Origin of the sequence: Paenibacillus sp. FSL L8-0641 (assembly GCF_038006265.1) — a bacterium.
In the GTDB taxonomy this organism is placed as follows: domain Bacteria; phylum Bacillota; class Bacilli; order Paenibacillales; family Paenibacillaceae; genus Paenibacillus; species Paenibacillus polymyxa_D.
This window is the reverse complement of sequence record NZ_JBBOUW010000001.1, coordinates 3,528,390-3,545,499: the sequence shown is the minus strand read 5'-3', so window position 1 is coordinate 3,545,499 and position 17,110 is coordinate 3,528,390. Positions and strand designations below refer to the sequence as shown.

Here is a 17,110-nt window from a genome sequence, read left to right as displayed (position 1 = left end):
AAGAACGATTGTTAGCCTTGAATCAGCACTGCTTCAGGATAGAGACACTATTTTGATATACGGAAAGGATATGGATACAAACCATGCATGCTAGAGAAAACATTCGCAATATTGCGATTATTGCCCACGTCGACCACGGAAAAACGACGCTTGTCGACAAGCTGCTTCAACAGTCCGGAACATTTAGAGAACACGAGGCTGTTCAGGAGCGCGCCATGGACTCCAACGATCTGGAGCGTGAACGCGGTATTACGATTTTGGCTAAAAATACAGCTATCACTTACAAAGATTATCTGATTAACATTGTAGATACACCAGGACACGCCGACTTTGGTGGCGAAGTGGAACGGATTATGAAAATGGTTGACGGTGTTTTGCTTGTCGTAGATGCTTACGAAGGTTGCATGCCGCAAACGAAATTCGTACTGCGTAAAGCGCTGGAACAAAATCTGACGCCTATCGTTGTAGTGAACAAAATTGACCGTCCGGCGGCTCGTCCGGCAGAAGTTATTGACGAAGTACTGGATCTGTTCATCGAGCTGGGTGCGAATGATGAGCAACTGGAATTCCCTGTTGTGTACGCTTCGGCGCTGAATGGAACATCCAGCATGGATGCTGAAAAGCAAGACGATAACATGCAAGCATTGTACGAAACAGTTGTAGAGCATATTCCGGCTCCAACTGAGAATGTAGATGAGCCTCTTCAATTCCTCGTAACACTGATGGATTATAACGAATACCTTGGCCGAATTGCAGTAGGTCGTGTAAACCGCGGTATCATCAAGCAGGGGCAAGCAGTCACAGTTATGCAACGTGATGGTAGTAGTAAATCGGCGCGTATTGAGAAGCTGTTCGGCTTCCAAGGCCTGAAACGTATTGAAACGGATCAAGCGGGCGCTGGTGACATTGTAGCGATTGCGGGAATTAAAGATATCAACATTGGTGAAACCATTGCTGATCCAAACCATCCTGAAGCGCTGCCTGTACTGAAGATTGATGAGCCGACACTGCAAATGACCTTCTTGGTTAACAACAGCCCATTCGCAGGTCGCGATGGTAAGTGGGTAACATCCCGTAAATTGCGTGAGCGTCTTCTGAAAGAACTCGAAACGGACGTCAGCTTACGTGTTGATGAAACGGATAGCCCGGACGCCTTTATTGTATCCGGACGTGGTGAGTTGCATCTGGGTATCTTGATTGAAAACATGCGTCGTGAAGGTTACGAACTGCAAGTGTCCAAACCGGAAGTTATCGTCAAGGAAATTGATGGTAAGAAAATGGAGCCAATCGAACGTCTCCTTATTGATATTCCGGAAGAAAGCATGGGCGCAGTTATGGAAAGTTTGGGCTCCCGTAAAGCCGAAATGGTTAACATGATTAATAACGGCACCGGACAAGTTCGCTTGGAATTCCTGATCCCTGCACGTGGTCTGATCGGCTACACTACAAACTTCCTGACTTTGACTCGTGGTTATGGCGTAATGAACCATGCGTTTGACAGCTATGGACCATTTGTTGGCGGTCAAGTAGGTGGACGTCATCAGGGTGTACTCGTGTCAACAGAAAACGGCAGCTCTACATTTTATGGTATGCTGGGCGTAGAAGATCGCGGTATTTTGTTCCTAGAGCCAGGTACTGAAATCTATGAGGGTATGATCGTTGGAGAGCACACACGTGATAACGACATCGTCGTTAACATTTGTAAAGAAAAACAACTGACAAACGTTCGTTCAGCAACAAAAGACGATACAGTTAAACTGAAAACACCTGTAATCTTCTCTTTGGAGCAGGCGCTCGAATACCTGAATGATGACGAGTATTGCGAAATTACACCTAATGCCATCCGTTTGCGTAAAAAGATTTTGAACAAAGGTGAACGCGAGCGTGCAGAGAAGCAACGTAAAACAGCACAAGCAAATATGTAATTGATTGGATTGGTCTTTGGCCACAGCGGCGACGCCCGGGAACGGGATGCGCCGCTGTGTGTGTTTTAGGATTGTAAACTTGGAGAAAGCTATATTTCTCAAAACGCAGGAAAAGGTGTTGAAGCATGAGTAATCTTTCGAACGGATTGCCTCCCCGGACACAAACCGGGAAAAAATCCGCCAAACCGAAAAAAACGAAAAAGAAAAAAAGCTTTTTCAGATCGTTTATGAAGTTTGTCTTGTTTCTGCTCATTATAGGTATTTTAGCAGCAGGTGGTTATACCTACTATCTTTACAATCAGGTAGAGGAAGTTTTGGATACGGGGATCAACAAGGAAGTACCCAAAACACAATTGGCAGAAGCTAAGCCTTTGACTATCTTATTGCTAGGAACCGATTACCGCCCTGATCATCCGACTTATTTGTCCGACGTTATTATGGTAGCTACATTGAACCCCAATACTAAATCGTCTACCATCGTGTCCCTACCGCGCGATACGCGTCTAGAAATGGATGGATATAAACCTCGCAAGTTGAATGAGTATTATCCGGTGTTTAAGGCTAGAGAAAAAGAATCTGGTGAAGTTGCTGAAGAACAGATGAAGAAGATGATCGGCAAATATTTAAACATTGATATCGATTATGTGACGGTTATTAACTTCCAGGGCTTTAGAGATGTAGTAGATAATTTGGGTGGCGTAGATGTGACGGTTGATAAAAACATGTGTTATCGTGACCGTGCAGATGGTACCGATATTAATCTGACAGCTGGAGCCAAGCATTTGAACGGTGACCAGGCTCTTGATTTTGTTCGCTACCGCAAATCGAATTGTCGTCCGAGAACAGCTGAATCTGACGATTTTGATCGCAATCGTCGACAAAATCAGGTGCTTCATTCTCTAATTGACCAAATGCAATCCTTTAACGCTTTGACCAAGTTTAGTGCAATTATTAAATCGGTTGATAAGAATATGATGACAGATATTGAGTCACAGCAAATGAAGAATATCGTACAAACCTATTGGAATATTTCCAAGCAAAATGTGAAATACAATCCGGTAGCGGGAACATGGCGTAGCCCGTATGTGTACATTGATGAGCAACAGCTCGATTTGGCCAAACAAGCGCTACAAGAGGAGTTAGCTAAAAAAGTAAGCGACAATACCGCAGCTTCTTCCAATTCCTGAGTATGTATATTTCTTCCCGCTTATGTTATACTCGCAGCGAGTAAAGCTCTTATATAACATAAGGGGGTTGAGGTATGTCTAAAGTTATAGTGAACCAAGTCTAGGTCCAGTGAGCAATCACTGGGCCTTTTGTGTCTAAATTCAAAAATGGACAGGCTCAGAGGCTATCTTCACTTACAACTTTTCGTTGTTTTATGCTGCTTTGGGGTTCTTTTTTTCAGGGAATCAGCAAGTATTAGGTACCCAGTGAATAGGTATAGGTATGAAACACGAGATTGTCCACGCCGCTTTGGAGGGGATTTAATGAAGAAAATTTTTGTGCTGGATACGAATGTGCTGCTGCATGATCCGAAAGCCATTTTTACCTTCAAAGAACATGAAGTTGTTATTCCAGCTGTAGTTCTGGAAGAAATCGACTCCAAAAAACGCAACGCGGATGAGATTGGACGGAATGCCCGCAATGTATCGCGATTGTTGGACGGATTGAGAGAAGTGGGCCATCTGCATAGTGGCGTTCCACTTCCCCAAGGTGGAAGGCTTAAGGTTGAGTTGAACCACCGAAGTTTTTTGAAAGTTCAGGAGATGTTCGGGGAGGTTTCGAACGATAACCGGATTTTGGCGGTCGCCTTGAATTATCATCTGGAAGAGCAGGAGCAGCCTGAGCCGCGTTCGGTCGTTTTGGTCAGTAAAGACGTGCTGGTCAGGATCAAAGCAGATGTATTGGGACTGCTGACTGAAGACTACCTCTCCGATAGAACAGGCGATTTAAGTGAGCTATACCCCGGATACTCGGCAATACAGGTGCACCCGTCCATCATAGATGAATTTTACTCTAACCGTTTTTTACTAATCAAGTCACTGGAACTACCTTATACACTGTATCCACATGAATTTGTCATTCTGAAAGATGAAATGGGAACTGGAAAATCAGCATTACTGAAAGTTAACCAGGAGGCAGAGCGATTAGAGCCGCTGTACTTGAGTAACGAATCAGTATGGGGAATCAGCGCGCGCAATGCTCAACAGAGGATGGCATTGGAGCTTTTGCTTAATGATGATATCCCTCTCGTGACCATTACAGGAAAAGCGGGTACGGGCAAAACGTTGCTGGCGCTGGCGGCAGGTTTGCTTAAAGTAGAGGATGAACATCGCTTCAAGAAACTGCTGATTGCTCGACCTGTTGTTCCTATGGGCAAGGATATTGGTTATTTACCAGGAGAAAAGGATGAAAAGCTTCGTCCATGGATGCAACCAATCTACGACAATCTGGAATATCTGTTTGATGCCAAAAAATCAGGTGATATCGACAAAATTTTGATGGGCTTGGGCAGTATTCAGGTGGAGGCACTTACTTATATTCGCGGACGTTCGATACCTGGGCAATTTATTATAGTCGATGAGGCGCAGAATTTATCCCGACATGAGATTAAAACGATTGTGTCTCGGGTGGGTGAGGGAAGCAAGATCATTTTGATGGGAGACCCGGAGCAGATTGATCACCCTTATCTGGATGCAGCCAGCAACGGTTTAACCTATGTAGTGGAGCGGTTTAAGCAAGAAGGGATTAGCGGGCATATCATGTTGGAAAAAGGAGAACGCTCCAAGCTCGCACAGTTGGCAGCCGATCTGCTATAAAGTCCATATCGTTATTACAAATAACAAGACCTCGGGAATATCCCGGGGTCTTGTTTTATACGCGTGAAAATTCAGAACATTGAAGGCAAGCAAAAGCCAGTTTACTTAAAATTTAATTCGAGCTTAACTTCAAGCATTCCTGCTAAAGTGCGTACTTCTGTGGCTTTGACATAGGAAATAAGCTGCTGTGGGTAGAAACCCAGATCAAAATCCCTTTCCAGCTTGTTGCGGGTCGTATCAGGTAGTTCCAGACCATTAAATACTAATCGATCCACATGAAATAAAATTGAATTTTTTGGTTCATTCTCCACCGTGTAGTGACCTTCTACCCTTAATTTCATCGTTCCTTGTTGGCCTTCTACCATAATTTGATCCTGCGCAAATGTAAAGTTGAAGTGATTAAACAATTCATTTTCTGACTTTAAAAAACGGTTAAAGTCCTCTTCACGAATGCTTATCGTAATGACTTTTCCATTTGTAACCATGGCACCTTGTTGTTGTTGAATGAATTGCGGTAAATCCTGCATAGCTTGAGCTAAAGCTTTAAAGTGTTTATTTACCTCGTAGACACCTACATTCTCCCAATAAGCTGTCATTTCGCCAATTAGCTTGCGTAGGGTATCCGGGTCATTACTGGCGCTAACGCCGTCATTTACACGCGACTGAAGCAGGACAATGCGTTTGCGTTGAGCCAGTAAGTTTGTTTTGACTGTCTCCAATTCCATTGACGCTTGGGTGACTTGTTGTTCTGTTTTTCGCATAGATTGATAATTGGATTCGTATTCTTGAAGCACATCCTGATCGTGACTAATCAATAACAAGTAGTAATCGTACAGAGAGAGAAGTTGCCTTATACTTTTTGCCCCTAGCACCACACTTAACAGCTTGTCCCTTTCCCCCATATAATAAGATCGCAGCACAGAGCCTGCACGCTTCCGTTGTATGGTCATTTGCTCTTGCTGAACGGTGAGGTTACTTCGCAGTTCCTGCTGGCGCTGCAAAAGAGTCTGTTGCTCCTGACTGATTCGCTCAATTTCATGGTCTATCTCTACAATCGACAGGCTATCTTGTAAAATCTGACTTTCTTCTTGGGAGGGAGCGGCTAGAGTAGGACGTACATATATGAAAGTTAGCAACATAATGGTGGTCAGCAGGGTGCTGATTGTGATTTTTATTCGTTTGTTCATTTGGTTTCCCCTTTTATGTATTCCCGAAAAAAACTAATAGTAATGTATATGATCCTTTCTGTTTCTTTAACCATTCATTTTATTGTACAGCAGTCTGAGCATGCTTGAAACCCGAAACTGTTTACGTTCACGTATGAGTTCTTGCAGAAATGGAAATACAATTTAGTATCAAATAGATTCTATGAACTCTACGAGAGGCATAGGAATGAATAAACAGCTTTTATACCCTATTCAAATACCGGCAGGATCGGTTCATGAAGACGGTTATTTCAGGATGTTGTTAGGAGGGCTAGAGGCATGACTGCAATAAGACAAGATGCATGGAGTGTAGAAGATGACTTGATATTGGCGGAGGTGACATTGCGGCATATCCGTGAAGGTGGAACGCAGCTTGCTGCGTTTGAGGAGGTTGGACAAAAGATAGGAAGAACCTCTGCAGCATGCGGCTTTCGTTGGAACAGTTGCGTGCGCAAACGTTACGATGAAGCAATTAGCATTGCCAAAGCACAGCGCCAGAAGCGCAGTTATATCCGCAAGCAGAACCCGGTGGGTGTATCACAGGTTGCGGCTTTTGCCTCGCTTGATACAGTTGAAGGTGGGTACAGAACAGATGGTACGAGTGAGGATACATTATCTATTGATGCAGTAATTCGTTTCTTGCGTCAATGGAAGGGATCCGTCCAAGAAACGAATCGGCAGATTAAGATGCTGGAGAAAGATTTACGGGAAAAGGAAGAAGAATTGAATCAGCTTCGCTCCATTAATGACCGGCTGTCCAAAGAAGTGAATGAGGTGCAAACCGACTATCGTGTTGTGAATGATGATTATAAAGCTCTGATTCAGATTATGGACCGGGCTCGGCGCTTGGCTCTAATTACTGAAGATGAGGAAGAGCTTAAATCCAGATTCAAAATGGACGCCAATGGGAATCTGGAGCGCATTGAGTAACAAGATTACTTCTGCAATTCTGAAATAGAACGTCAACTAGCGCTTTGCCGTAGTTGGCGTTTTTTGTATTTCTTTAGAGTGCATATGATATAGTAGAAAAAAAGATGGAAGCGAGACGATACAAAGGTGATTGATATTATTGGAGCGGGTTCGCTGGGATTGTTGTTTGCCGGGAGGTTATCTGCCTCGGGTACAAAAGTAAGGCTGTGGACACGTACACTTGAGCAGGCACGCGTCATTACTCATGAAGGAATTACTGTGTTTGATAAGGAGGGACAGGTGGCAATACATGTGTCCGGAGATAAATTGAAGGTAGCGCCATTGGCAGATTGGCAACGGTTAAATTCACAGGCTCCGGCACGATGGATAATGCTTATGACCAAACAGGGGGCGATTGAGGAAGTATTAGAACAGATCCAGCCTGCAGCTCAAATGGACAGAGCTATAGGAATCGTTTGCTTGCAAAATGGAATCGGTCATATAGAACGCATTAGAAAGGCTTGGCCTAAAGCTGTGGTATATCCTGCTGTGACGACTGAAGGAGCCAAGAGGCAGGGAGTCGCATCTATTGTACATGCAGGATCGGGTGTTACTGAAATAGGTTGTTCGGAGGAAGGGGAGGAGTCGAAGAACAATAATTTTAACCAATGTGTGCTAAATCGGCTGCTTGCAGCAGGATTTGACGCTTGCTTGTCGAAAGAAATCGAGAACGGTATGTATCGCAAGTTGTTGATCAATGCTGTAATCAATCCGCTGACGGCGGTATGGCGAGTTCGTAATGGCGAGCTGCTTTCGCACCCTATTCGAATACATATGATGCGCAGGTTGTACGATGAAGGCATTCAAGTGTATGAAGCTCATGGTATCCACTGGGAAAACGCATGGTGGGAGCAAATTATAAATGTATGCCGGTCAACGGCAGAAAATCACTCGTCCATGCTAGCTGATGTACTTGCACAGTCCATGACGGAAGTTGCTTCAATTAACGGACAACTGGTGCAGATGGCAGATCAGGCTGGGGTTACTGCACCAACTCATGAGGTATTGTGGCAATTAATTGAAGGTATGCGGCTAAAAGAGGGGTGATCAGTTGAGTCTTATACAAGGTACTATTATCACTTTCAGTATTCTTCCCTTTTTTCCGTTTTTGATCGTGTTTGCGGTTTGTCGCTACATTCTTAAAATGGAAAAAAAGAAATCGTTACTTACTTCTATGGATATTACCACGTTTTTTCTGATATTTTCCGTCGCAGCACTCTTTAACGTCATTTTTACATCTCGATTCGGTTTTTATTTGATTCTACTGCTCCTATTACTGGCCTTGGGTTTAATTGGAGGAGCTCAAAATCGAATAAAAGGAAAGGTTGATGGTAAAAGATTATGTAGAGCGGTCTGGAGATTAACTTTTATAGCAATGACATTGGCGTATATTTTGTTGACTGTTGTTGGTATATTTAAGAATATATTCAACATCATGTGATATAAGATGACATGGAATGGTGAAAAAATATGAATTAATCATGTTTTTTTGAAAAAAAAGCTCAATTTGAAGAAATGTAATGTAGATTTTTTTGACCGCTGGTTGTATAATCTATAAACATATACCACTTTAGAACTAGGGGGAAAACGCTAGATGAAAAGGAAAAGCTTTTTAGTCCTTTTGACACTCATTCTTGCAGTTGGCGCATTGCTCGCAGGTTGCGGCTCCAGCAAGAACGATACCAATGGTAAGGGCGCACAAGAAAACACCTCGACTACGCCGGCTCCGGCCGACAAGCAAATTTTGCGCGTTAACCTTTCTTCCGAGCCGCCAACCTTCGATCCGGCACAAGCTCAGGATAGTCAAACGAACGCGGTTCTGAAAACTTTGTATGAAGGTCTCGTACGTATGGGTCCTGACGGCAAAGAAATCCCTGGCGTTGCTGAATCTTGGAAAATCTCTGATGACGGCAAAACCTACACGTTCAAACTTCGTGATACTGCAAAATGGAGTAATGGCGACCCAGTTAAAGCAAGCGACTTCGTATTTGCTTGGCAACGGGTATTGGACCCTTCGACGGCTCCGGCACCTCCATATGCTTACCAATTGTACTATATCAAAAATGCTGAGGGCTACAACCTGAGCACTTCGAAATCTTATAAAGGCACTAAAGTTACAGATTTTAAAGATGTAGGTGTCAAAGCTGTTGATGACCATACATTGCAAGTAGAGCTGGATCACCCAACTCCGTACTTCTTAGGATTGACTTCTTTCTACACTTTCTATCCTGTAAATCCTTCTATTAAAGGTAACGATAAGTGGGCTGTTCAGAAAGATAGCATGATTACTAACGGACCTTTCAAATTAACGGCTTGGGATAGCGGTCAAAAGATCGAAGTAACCAAGAACGAAAACTATTGGGGTAAAGACGAAATCAAGTTGAGCAAAATTACGATGTCCCTTGTAAACAGTGGTGCAACTGAACTGGCTTCGTACAGAAGTGGACAACTTGATTATGCAGGTATGCCAACAGGTGAAATTCCTACTGACCAAATTACGGCTGTAAAAAACGAATTGTCTAACGAGTTTAAGGCTAAAGGAATTGCAAGTACGTACTACTACCTGTTTAATGTAACTGAAAAACCATTTAACAATGCCAAAATCCGTAAAGCGTTTGCGATGGCTATTCAACGTCAACCGATCGTTGAACGTGTAACAATGGGCGGTCAAATTCCTGCTTACGGCTTTGTACCTCCAGGTATCAAAGGAGTATCTCAAGAATTCCGTAGTGAGAATAAAGATGATTACTTCAAAGAAGACTTCACTGAAGCAAAAAAATTGCTTCAAGAAGGTATGAAAGAGGAAGGCATAACTACACTTCCTACAATAACCATGCTGTATAACTCCAGTGAAAGTCACCAAAAGATTGCTTTGGCAGTAGCTGATATGTGGAAGAAAAACCTTGGCGTGGACGTTAAAACCCAAAATCAAGAGTGGGGCGTATTTATCCAAACACGTAACAAGCTGAATTTCCAAATCGCCCGTGGTGGTTGGTCTGCTGACTATAATGATCCGATGACATTCCTGGATATGTGGACAACAGGCAATGGTAACAACAATGCGGGTTACGCTAACCCTGCATATGACGCTTTGATTAAAGCTGCCAAAACAGAAACTGATCCAGCTAAACGCATGGAAGATTTTGCGAAAGCAGAGAAAATTCTGGTTCAAGATGATATGGTAATGCTTCCGATCTACTACTATTCAAATGTTTCCTTAACGAAACCGAATGTAAAAGACATCGGGCTTGACTTTAGTGGAGCAATTGATTTTACAAGAGCGTATATTACACAGTAATTGAAGCTCAATTCTGAAGTTTGATAGTTACTTCGGGATATATATGTGGATAGAACCATATATATCCCGTTTTTTTTGTGTGTTCTAGTCTTTTCCATCATCATGTAACCATGCAAATAAGTAGATTGGACAGTCCAATTCTATTTCGATAAAATCGAATGGTGTCGAAAAAAATTTATGGGGGGTGTAAACGGGCAATGACGCGTTATTTGATCAGTAAATTCTTCTATATGCTGCTGTCTTTATTCATTCTGATCTCTGCGACGTTTTTTCTCATGAAAGCAATTCCGGGTAACCCCTTCATGAGTGAAAAAGCGACTTCTCCTGAGATTCAAGCCCGGTTAATGGAGCAATATGGGCTGGATAAGCCTGTATATATCCAATATTTCAAATACTTAGGTGATATTGCTTCAGGTGATTTTGGCATTTCTATGAAAAAACTGAATCAAAGTGTTACTGACATTATCGGACAAACGTTCACAGTTTCCTTGAAACTGGGTTTTGTTGCCATAATCGTGTCGATAATTGTCGGTCTCTTGCTAGGTATGCTGGCAGCTTTGTACCATCGTAGGCTCATAGATAACGTCGCAATGATATTAGCTATCATGGGGATTGCGGTTCCCAGCTTCGTTCTGGCATCGTTAATTCAATTTTACTTTGCTCAACAGTTAGGTTGGTTTAATGTTATGGGCTTTGAAGGTCCGATGGATTACGTTCTACCTGTTGCGGCTCTATCCGCTTCACCGATTGCGTTTATCGCACGACTAACGCGTTCCAGCATGCTGGAAGTGCTCCATGCGGATTACATTAAGACTGCCAAAGCTAAAGGCTTAAAATCCATTACAATTATGTTCAAACACGTTGTACGTAACGCCATTCTGCCGGTTGTTACCTATGTAGGACCAATGACAGCCAATATTATTACGGGTTCAGTTGTTATTGAACGTATCTTCGGGATTGGCGGTATTGGTAAGGTATTCGTAGATAGTATTACAACCCGCGATTATACCATGATTATGGGAGTTACTATTTTTTACGGTATTTTGCTGATGGTGGCACGTTTTATTACGGATATTGCATATGGATTTATTGATCCGAGGATTAAGCTTACTGGCGGGAAGGAGGGATAACTTTATGTCTGTTAAAGATAATGCTGTGAACTTGGATAAGCTTCAGGTAAAACCGGAAGATTTCCAGAAGGTCGGAGCGGATGAAAAGCAGTCTGAAGTTATTCAGCGCGAAAGCTTGTCCGCTTGGCGAGATGCTTGGGAGCGACTTCGTAAAAATAAACTGGCTATGACGAGCTTGAGTGTTTTGGTTCTCATTGTGCTTGCTTCAATCGTTGGCCCGATGCTGTCCCCATACGATGACCGCACGAATGATTTGTTGAGCACCAATCTTCCTCCTTCGGCGGAACATTGGTTCGGAACAGATGATCTGGGGCGTGATATGTTTGTACGTACTTGGATGGGCGCTCGGATTTCCTTGATTATTGGTTTGGCTGCTGCAATGATTGACTTGATGATTGGAGTTATTTATGGTGGAATCATGGGTTACTTTGGTGGCCGCGTTGATGAAATCATGAATAAATTTTCTGAAATCCTGTACTCCATTCCTTACTTGCTTGTTACGATCCTGTTGCTGGTTGTACTGGAGCCAAGTATTACCACGATTATTATTGCGCTCTGTGTAACGGGATGGATTAACATGTCGTGGATTGTGCGTGGTGAGATGTTACAACTTAAAAACCGAGAATTCGTACTTGCTTCCCGTTCAATGGGTGCTGGTGCAGGTCGTTTGCTGTTCCGTCACTTGTTGCCTAATGCGGTAGGACCAATCATTGTCACACTGACTTTGACAGTTCCAAGTGCTATTTTCTCCGAGGCATTCCTGAGCTTCCTTGGATTAGGGGTACAGGCTCCTCAGGCGTCGCTGGGTTCAATGATTGAATCAGCTCTGACCGGGTGGATGTATTACCCGTGGCGGATGCTTTTCCCGGCAGGTTTGATCAGTTTGATTATGCTTGCGTTCAACCTTTTTGGCGACGGCTTGCGTGATGCGCTTGATCCGAAGTTGAAGAAATAGGAGGTGAGATCATGGTGAGTAGCAACAATTTAATTGAGGTTGAAGGTCTTAAAAAGTATTTTAATGTTGGCAAAAACCGTGTGCTCAAAGCGGTGGACAACCTGAATTTCTATATTCGTGAGGGTGAAACGCTGGGTATGGTTGGCGAATCCGGCTGTGGTAAGTCTACAGCGGGTCGTACGATTTTGCGCTTGTATGAACCTACAGCAGGAAGCGTACGTTTTAACGGGACGGATATTTACAAATTATCACCGAGTAAAATGAAAGCCATGCGCCGTGATATGCAGATGATCTTTCAAGATCCGTATGCATCATTGAACCCGCGTTTTACTGTTTCTGATATTATTGGTGAGGCGCTGGATATTCACAATATGGCGGGTAGCCGTGCAGAACGTAAGAAACGGATTGAAGAGTTACTTGATCTGGTTGGTTTGAACCCTGACCATGCAACACGCTATCCGCATGAGTTTTCTGGTGGTCAACGTCAGCGGATCGGTATTGCACGCGCACTAGCGGTTAATCCTAAATTCATCATTTGTGATGAGCCGATTTCGGCTCTTGACGTATCTATCCAGGCTCAGGTTGTCAACCTGCTAAAAGAGCTTCAAGAACGTTTGGGTCTGACATATCTGTTCATTGCGCATGATCTGTCGATGGTTAAGCACATCAGTGATCGGGTAGCTGTAATGTATATGGGTAGAATGGTCGAGCTTGCAGAAAGCGCTGAGTTGTATGCAAATCCGATCCATCCTTATACGAAAATGCTTTTGTCGGCGATCCCACTTCCTGATCCAGAAGTAGAAGCTAACAAAAAACGGATTATTATGCCAGGCGACCAAGCAGGCCCGATTCATGATGCATCTGGCAATAAGACAGGGGCTTATAACCTGGAAAATGCCACGCTCATCGAAGTGTCCAAAGGACATTTTGTAGCTGAGCCTTATGCCTGATCTTGTTTTATGCAACAACCGCCGAGTTATTCGGCGGTTTTTTTTGTAGGAAGCTTTGACGTGGACATGGGCTTTCGGTACAATCAAGCAGTAAGGTTTTGGTGGAGACAGGAGGCAGACCCATGAAAATAATTTCGGAAACGCTTCGCGGAGGGTCGGCTTTGGCAGAAGATTATATACAGGGTACGGGACGCGCAAGCGATTTGTATGAGTATAATGTGCTGCACGCCGATGCTTATGCCCAACGGGCGAAGTGGCTGGATAAGACGGGGCATCTGCGATTAAACCGTAAGGATGTCGTAGCATGTCTTCGTATATACAATGAGAAATACAATTCGCATGAGGCGGTTCGTGCTTCATTGGACCGTCTGGATAGTCCAGATGCCTTAGTAGTAGCTGGCGGACAGCAAAGCGGACTGTTCACAGGTCCGATGCTGGTCATTTACAAAGCCGCTACAATTATTAAGGCAGCGAGAGAAGCTGAGGAACGGCTTGGACGTCCGGTTATCCCCGTCTTCTGGATTGCTGGCGAAGATCATGACTGGGACGAGGTCAATCATACATACGTAATGGCAAATGACCCACAAGTCGTCAAAATCAAGCTGAATAAGCAACCTGAACGCCGTTCTTCGGTTAGTGCGATTAAAGTTGATACTGTTGAGTGGAAGCAAGCGATAGCGGATATAGAGCAAAGCTTGCCAGATTCAGAACATAAGGCTGATATAATGCGCATGATTGAGAACGGATTAACGGACTCATATGGACTGAGTGAAGCCTTTGCCAAGTTGCTGGGCCTTTTGTTCGGCAGCTATGGATTAGTACTTTTGGATTCAGCAGATCCTTCGCTACGCAAGCTGGAAGCATCCGTTTTTAAGCGGCTGGTTCAGTACAATGATGAGTTGGAGCAGGCTTACCGGACGACTGCCACGCGGATCGTAGATTATGGCTATCATTTACAAGCGGATGTGCATGAAAGCGGCGCGAATCTCTTTTATATCCATGAAGATGAACGTTTGCTGCTTTTCAAAAAAGCTGGGCTATTCACAGATCGACACGGTCTGGTAGTGTTTACTGTGGATGAACTGCTTGAAGAGATAGATAGACATCCCGAACGTTTTAGTAATAATGTGCTAACTCGTCCTCTAATGCAGGATTCACTGTTTCCGGTGCTGGCATCTGTGCTGGGTCTAGGAGAGATTGCTTACTGGGCGATTACACGGGATGCTTTCGGGGTGTTGGAGATGCAGATGCCGATACTGCTGCCACGAATGTCTTTTACGTTGGTAGAGTCAGGTGTGGAGAAGCATATGCTTAAGTATGAATTAAGTTTTGGTCAAGTTCGAGACGGACTTGAGGAACGGAAAAAGCAATGGATTGCCACTCAAGATCAGCTTGGAATGCAGGATCAGTTTTCCGGGGCAAAGGAAGCTTTTGTCCGCATGTACGAACCGCTTGTGCAGCAGACAGGTTTGATTGAAAAAGGTTTGCTACGGCTTGGAGAAACCAACCGCGATAAGATTCTGTCACAGATCGCCTATCTGGAGGCAAAAGTTCAGGAAGCGTTGCTTCGACAAAATGAAACAGCACTTCGCCAGTGGGATCGTATTGAATGGTCGCTTTTCCCATTTGGACAGCCGCAGGAGCGGGCGTATACGATCTATCATTTTCTGAATCGTTATGGTCTCAGTCTGATGGATACGATTATGAATGTACCATTGGATTTGACGGGGACGCATCGTGTTATTTATGTATAATTTGTTGTTTTATATAGGATTTATCATGGAATAAAATTTAACCAATTTGAAGGAGGAAACAAAGTATGACTTCCCATTCTCTGCAAAATAGCATAGTTCACGATCTTAAATTGGCTCCTGAAGGTCATTTGAAAATTGATTGGGTAGAAGCACATATGCCGGTATTGAACCGTATACGTCAACAATTCGAGCAAGAGCAGCCTTTTGCTGGTTTGAAGGTAACCATCTGTCTACATCTGGAGGCCAAAACGGCTTATTTGGCTAAAGTGGTACAAGCAGGTGGAGCGCAGGTAACTATTACGGGTAGTAATCCATTGTCCACACAAGATGATGTTTGCGCCGCATTAGTTGAAGATGGCGTTACAGTATTAGCTAAATACAATCCGGACCCAGAAGAATTCAAAAATTTGCAAATCAAGGCACTGGAAACAAAGCCGGATCTCATTATAGATGATGGTGGTGACTTGGTTACTCTGTTGCAATCCGAACGGCCTGATCTGATTTCTACGATCCGTGGGGGAGCAGAGGAGACAACTACTGGCATTATTCGTTTGAAGGCATTGGAAAAAGAAGGGCAACTACACTTTCCGATGGTGGCTGTTAATGATGCTTACTGCAAATATTTGTTTGACAACCGCTATGGTACAGGACAGTCAGCTTTCGACGGCATTATTCGTACGACTAATCTGGTTGTAGCCGGAAGTACAGTGGTTGTGGTAGGTTATGGCTGGTGTGGCAAAGGGGTTGCAATGCGTGCGAAAGGGTTGGGAGCCAACGTTGTTGTAACCGAAGTTGATCCAATCAAGGCTGTAGAAGCCCATATGGATGGTTTCCATGTGTTACCAATGGTAGAGGCTGCCAAACTGGGTGATTTCTTTATTACAGTAACTGGTAACAAGGCTGTAATTACAGGGGAACACTTTGATGTGATGAAGGATGGGGCTGTGCTGTGTAACGCAGGGCATTTTGATGTGGAGGTTAGTAAGCCTGAGCTTGCTAAACGTTCTGAATCCATTCGTACGGTGCGTCGTAATATTGAGGAATATCGCTTTAAAGATGGACGTAAAATGTATTTGCTGGCAGAAGGACGCCTCGTGAATCTAGCTGCCGCCGATGGTCATCCAGCAGAAATTATGGATACGACATTTGCGCTTCAGGCGCTTGGCTTGAAATACGTGAATGATCGTTACAATGAGCTTGGCAAAGCCGTTATTAATGTACCTTATGAAATCGATGAGCAGGTAGCTCGATTCAAGCTTGATAGTCTGGGAATCCAAATTGACACGTTAACTGAAGACCAAAAGGTCTATTTGGACAGCTGGAACGCGTAATCGGATTTTTTCGTCACGATTTTCGCTGCAAAAGTGTTGTGTTTTTAATGCAAGTGTTTGTTTAGGTTGACATAATGGACAGAGAGTAAGCCCTTTATTCCGTGTGGTTTCGAAACCTGATGCATATTGTCGGGTGCCGGCTTCATGGGATAAGGGGCTTTTTTGTATCTTATGACGCAGGGCTACAATAACAGACATAATGCTATGGATCCAGCTTCTATCACTTTTTGGTAATGAAAAAGAGGTCTTTGATTTTTTAAAGCGAATCTATTATGCTTAGGTGGTGGAAAGTGGGCCAAAGTGGGAGAATGGGGTAAGGGGTGACGAAACCAATGTTTATGGGGGAGTTCCAACATAGCATTGATGAGAAGGGTCGGCTTACTGTACCGGCCAAGTTTCGTGAACTTCTCGGTGCCTCGTTCGTGGTTACCCGCGGGCTGGACCAATGCCTCTTCGTGTATCCTATGGATGAGTGGGCTGTCATGGAGAAAAAACTTAAAGCACTGCCTCTGATGAAGGCCGATGCGCGGGCGTTTACCCGTTTTTTTTTCTCGGGGGCGACTGAATGCGAATTGGACAAACAGGGCAGGGTAAATTTACCGGGGAATTTGTGCGAATACGCCAAGCTTACTAAAGAGTGCGTCGTATTGGGAGTGTCCACCCGTGTAGAGATTTGGAGTAAGCACACTTGGGAGCAATATTTCAACCAATCAGAGGAAGCATTTAATGACATTGCTGAGAAATTGGTTGATTTCAACTTTGAATTGTAAT

14 protein-coding genes are annotated in these 17,110 nt (G+C 43.8%); 13 read left to right on the top strand and 1 reads right to left on the bottom strand.

The annotated features are described in order from the left end of the window. Positions 1–83: 83 nt before the first annotated feature. The 3 genes from typA to MKY16_RS16000 all read left to right on the top strand — a co-directional run bounded on the left by typA (position 84) and on the right by MKY16_RS16000 (position 4,747). Positions 84–1,925 (top strand): translational GTPase TypA, encoded by a 1,842-nt coding sequence (gene typA / locus MKY16_RS16010; RefSeq protein ID WP_029517769.1) that lies wholly within the window; start codon positions 84–86, stop codon positions 1,923–1,925. A gap of 125 nt (positions 1,926–2,050) precedes the next feature. Beyond that, on the top strand, positions 2,051–3,112 hold the full coding sequence (locus MKY16_RS16005) for an LCP family protein (RefSeq protein ID WP_340956097.1): 1,062 nt from the start codon (positions 2,051–2,053) through the stop codon (positions 3,110–3,112). A 303-nt stretch (positions 3,113–3,415) separates the two neighbouring features. Next, the gene (locus MKY16_RS16000; RefSeq protein ID WP_029517767.1) at positions 3,416–4,747 is read left to right on the top strand and encodes a PhoH family protein; all 1,332 of its coding nucleotides are present in this window, start codon (positions 3,416–3,418) and stop codon (positions 4,745–4,747) included. Between the two features lie 101 nt (positions 4,748–4,848). Here the strand turns inward: MKY16_RS16000 and MKY16_RS15995 are convergent, their stop codons facing one another. Further along, entirely contained in the window at positions 4,849–5,934 is a 1,086-nt protein-coding gene (locus MKY16_RS15995; protein ID WP_340956095.1) for a hypothetical protein, read from the bottom strand. Positions 5,935–6,231: 297 nt separating this feature from the next. Here MKY16_RS15995 and MKY16_RS15990 point away from each other — a divergent pair, with 297 nt between their 5' ends. The 10 genes from MKY16_RS15990 (at position 6,232) to mraZ (ending at position 17,109) form a co-directional block, all read left to right on the top strand. Next, positions 6,232–6,882, top strand: a complete 651-nt coding sequence (locus MKY16_RS15990; protein ID WP_039272257.1) for an RsfA family transcriptional regulator — start codon at positions 6,232–6,234, stop codon at positions 6,880–6,882. Between the two features lie 126 nt (positions 6,883–7,008). Next, the gene (locus MKY16_RS15985; RefSeq protein ID WP_340956092.1) at positions 7,009–7,968 is read left to right on the top strand and encodes a ketopantoate reductase family protein; all 960 of its coding nucleotides are present in this window, start codon (positions 7,009–7,011) and stop codon (positions 7,966–7,968) included. Positions 7,969–7,972: 4 nt separating this feature from the next. Further along, the gene (locus tag MKY16_RS15980; protein WP_013311106.1) at positions 7,973–8,362 is read left to right on the top strand and encodes a DUF3397 domain-containing protein; all 390 of its coding nucleotides are present in this window, start codon (positions 7,973–7,975) and stop codon (positions 8,360–8,362) included. Positions 8,363–8,515: 153 nt separating this feature from the next. Further along, entirely contained in the window at positions 8,516–10,219 is a 1,704-nt protein-coding gene (locus MKY16_RS15975; RefSeq protein WP_039272254.1) for a peptide ABC transporter substrate-binding protein, read from the top strand. 197 nt (positions 10,220–10,416) lie between these two features. Beyond that, positions 10,417–11,349 carry an ABC transporter permease gene (locus MKY16_RS15970; RefSeq protein ID WP_039272253.1) on the top strand — a complete coding sequence of 311 codons (933 nt, stop codon included), beginning with the start codon at positions 10,417–10,419 and terminating at the stop codon, positions 11,347–11,349. Positions 11,350–11,353: 4 nt separating this feature from the next. After that, positions 11,354–12,304 carry an ABC transporter permease gene (locus MKY16_RS15965; protein ID WP_013311103.1) on the top strand — a complete coding sequence of 317 codons (951 nt, stop codon included), beginning with the start codon at positions 11,354–11,356 and terminating at the stop codon, positions 12,302–12,304. Between the two features lie 11 nt (positions 12,305–12,315). Beyond that, a complete protein-coding gene (locus MKY16_RS15960) occupies positions 12,316–13,254 on the top strand; it encodes an ABC transporter ATP-binding protein (RefSeq protein ID WP_029517761.1) in 939 nt (312 codons plus the stop codon). 122 nt (positions 13,255–13,376) lie between these two features. After that, positions 13,377–15,008 carry a bacillithiol biosynthesis cysteine-adding enzyme BshC gene (bshC, locus tag MKY16_RS15955; protein WP_340956090.1) on the top strand — a complete coding sequence of 544 codons (1,632 nt, stop codon included), beginning with the start codon at positions 13,377–13,379 and terminating at the stop codon, positions 15,006–15,008. A gap of 65 nt (positions 15,009–15,073) precedes the next feature. After that, on the top strand, positions 15,074–16,339 hold the full coding sequence (locus tag MKY16_RS15950) for an adenosylhomocysteinase (protein WP_318627862.1): 1,266 nt from the start codon (positions 15,074–15,076) through the stop codon (positions 16,337–16,339). A 332-nt stretch (positions 16,340–16,671) separates the two neighbouring features. Further along, on the top strand, positions 16,672–17,109 hold the full coding sequence (gene mraZ, locus MKY16_RS15945) for a division/cell wall cluster transcriptional repressor MraZ (protein ID WP_013311099.1): 438 nt from the start codon (positions 16,672–16,674) through the stop codon (positions 17,107–17,109). The last annotated feature ends 1 nt before the right edge of the window (position 17,110 follow it).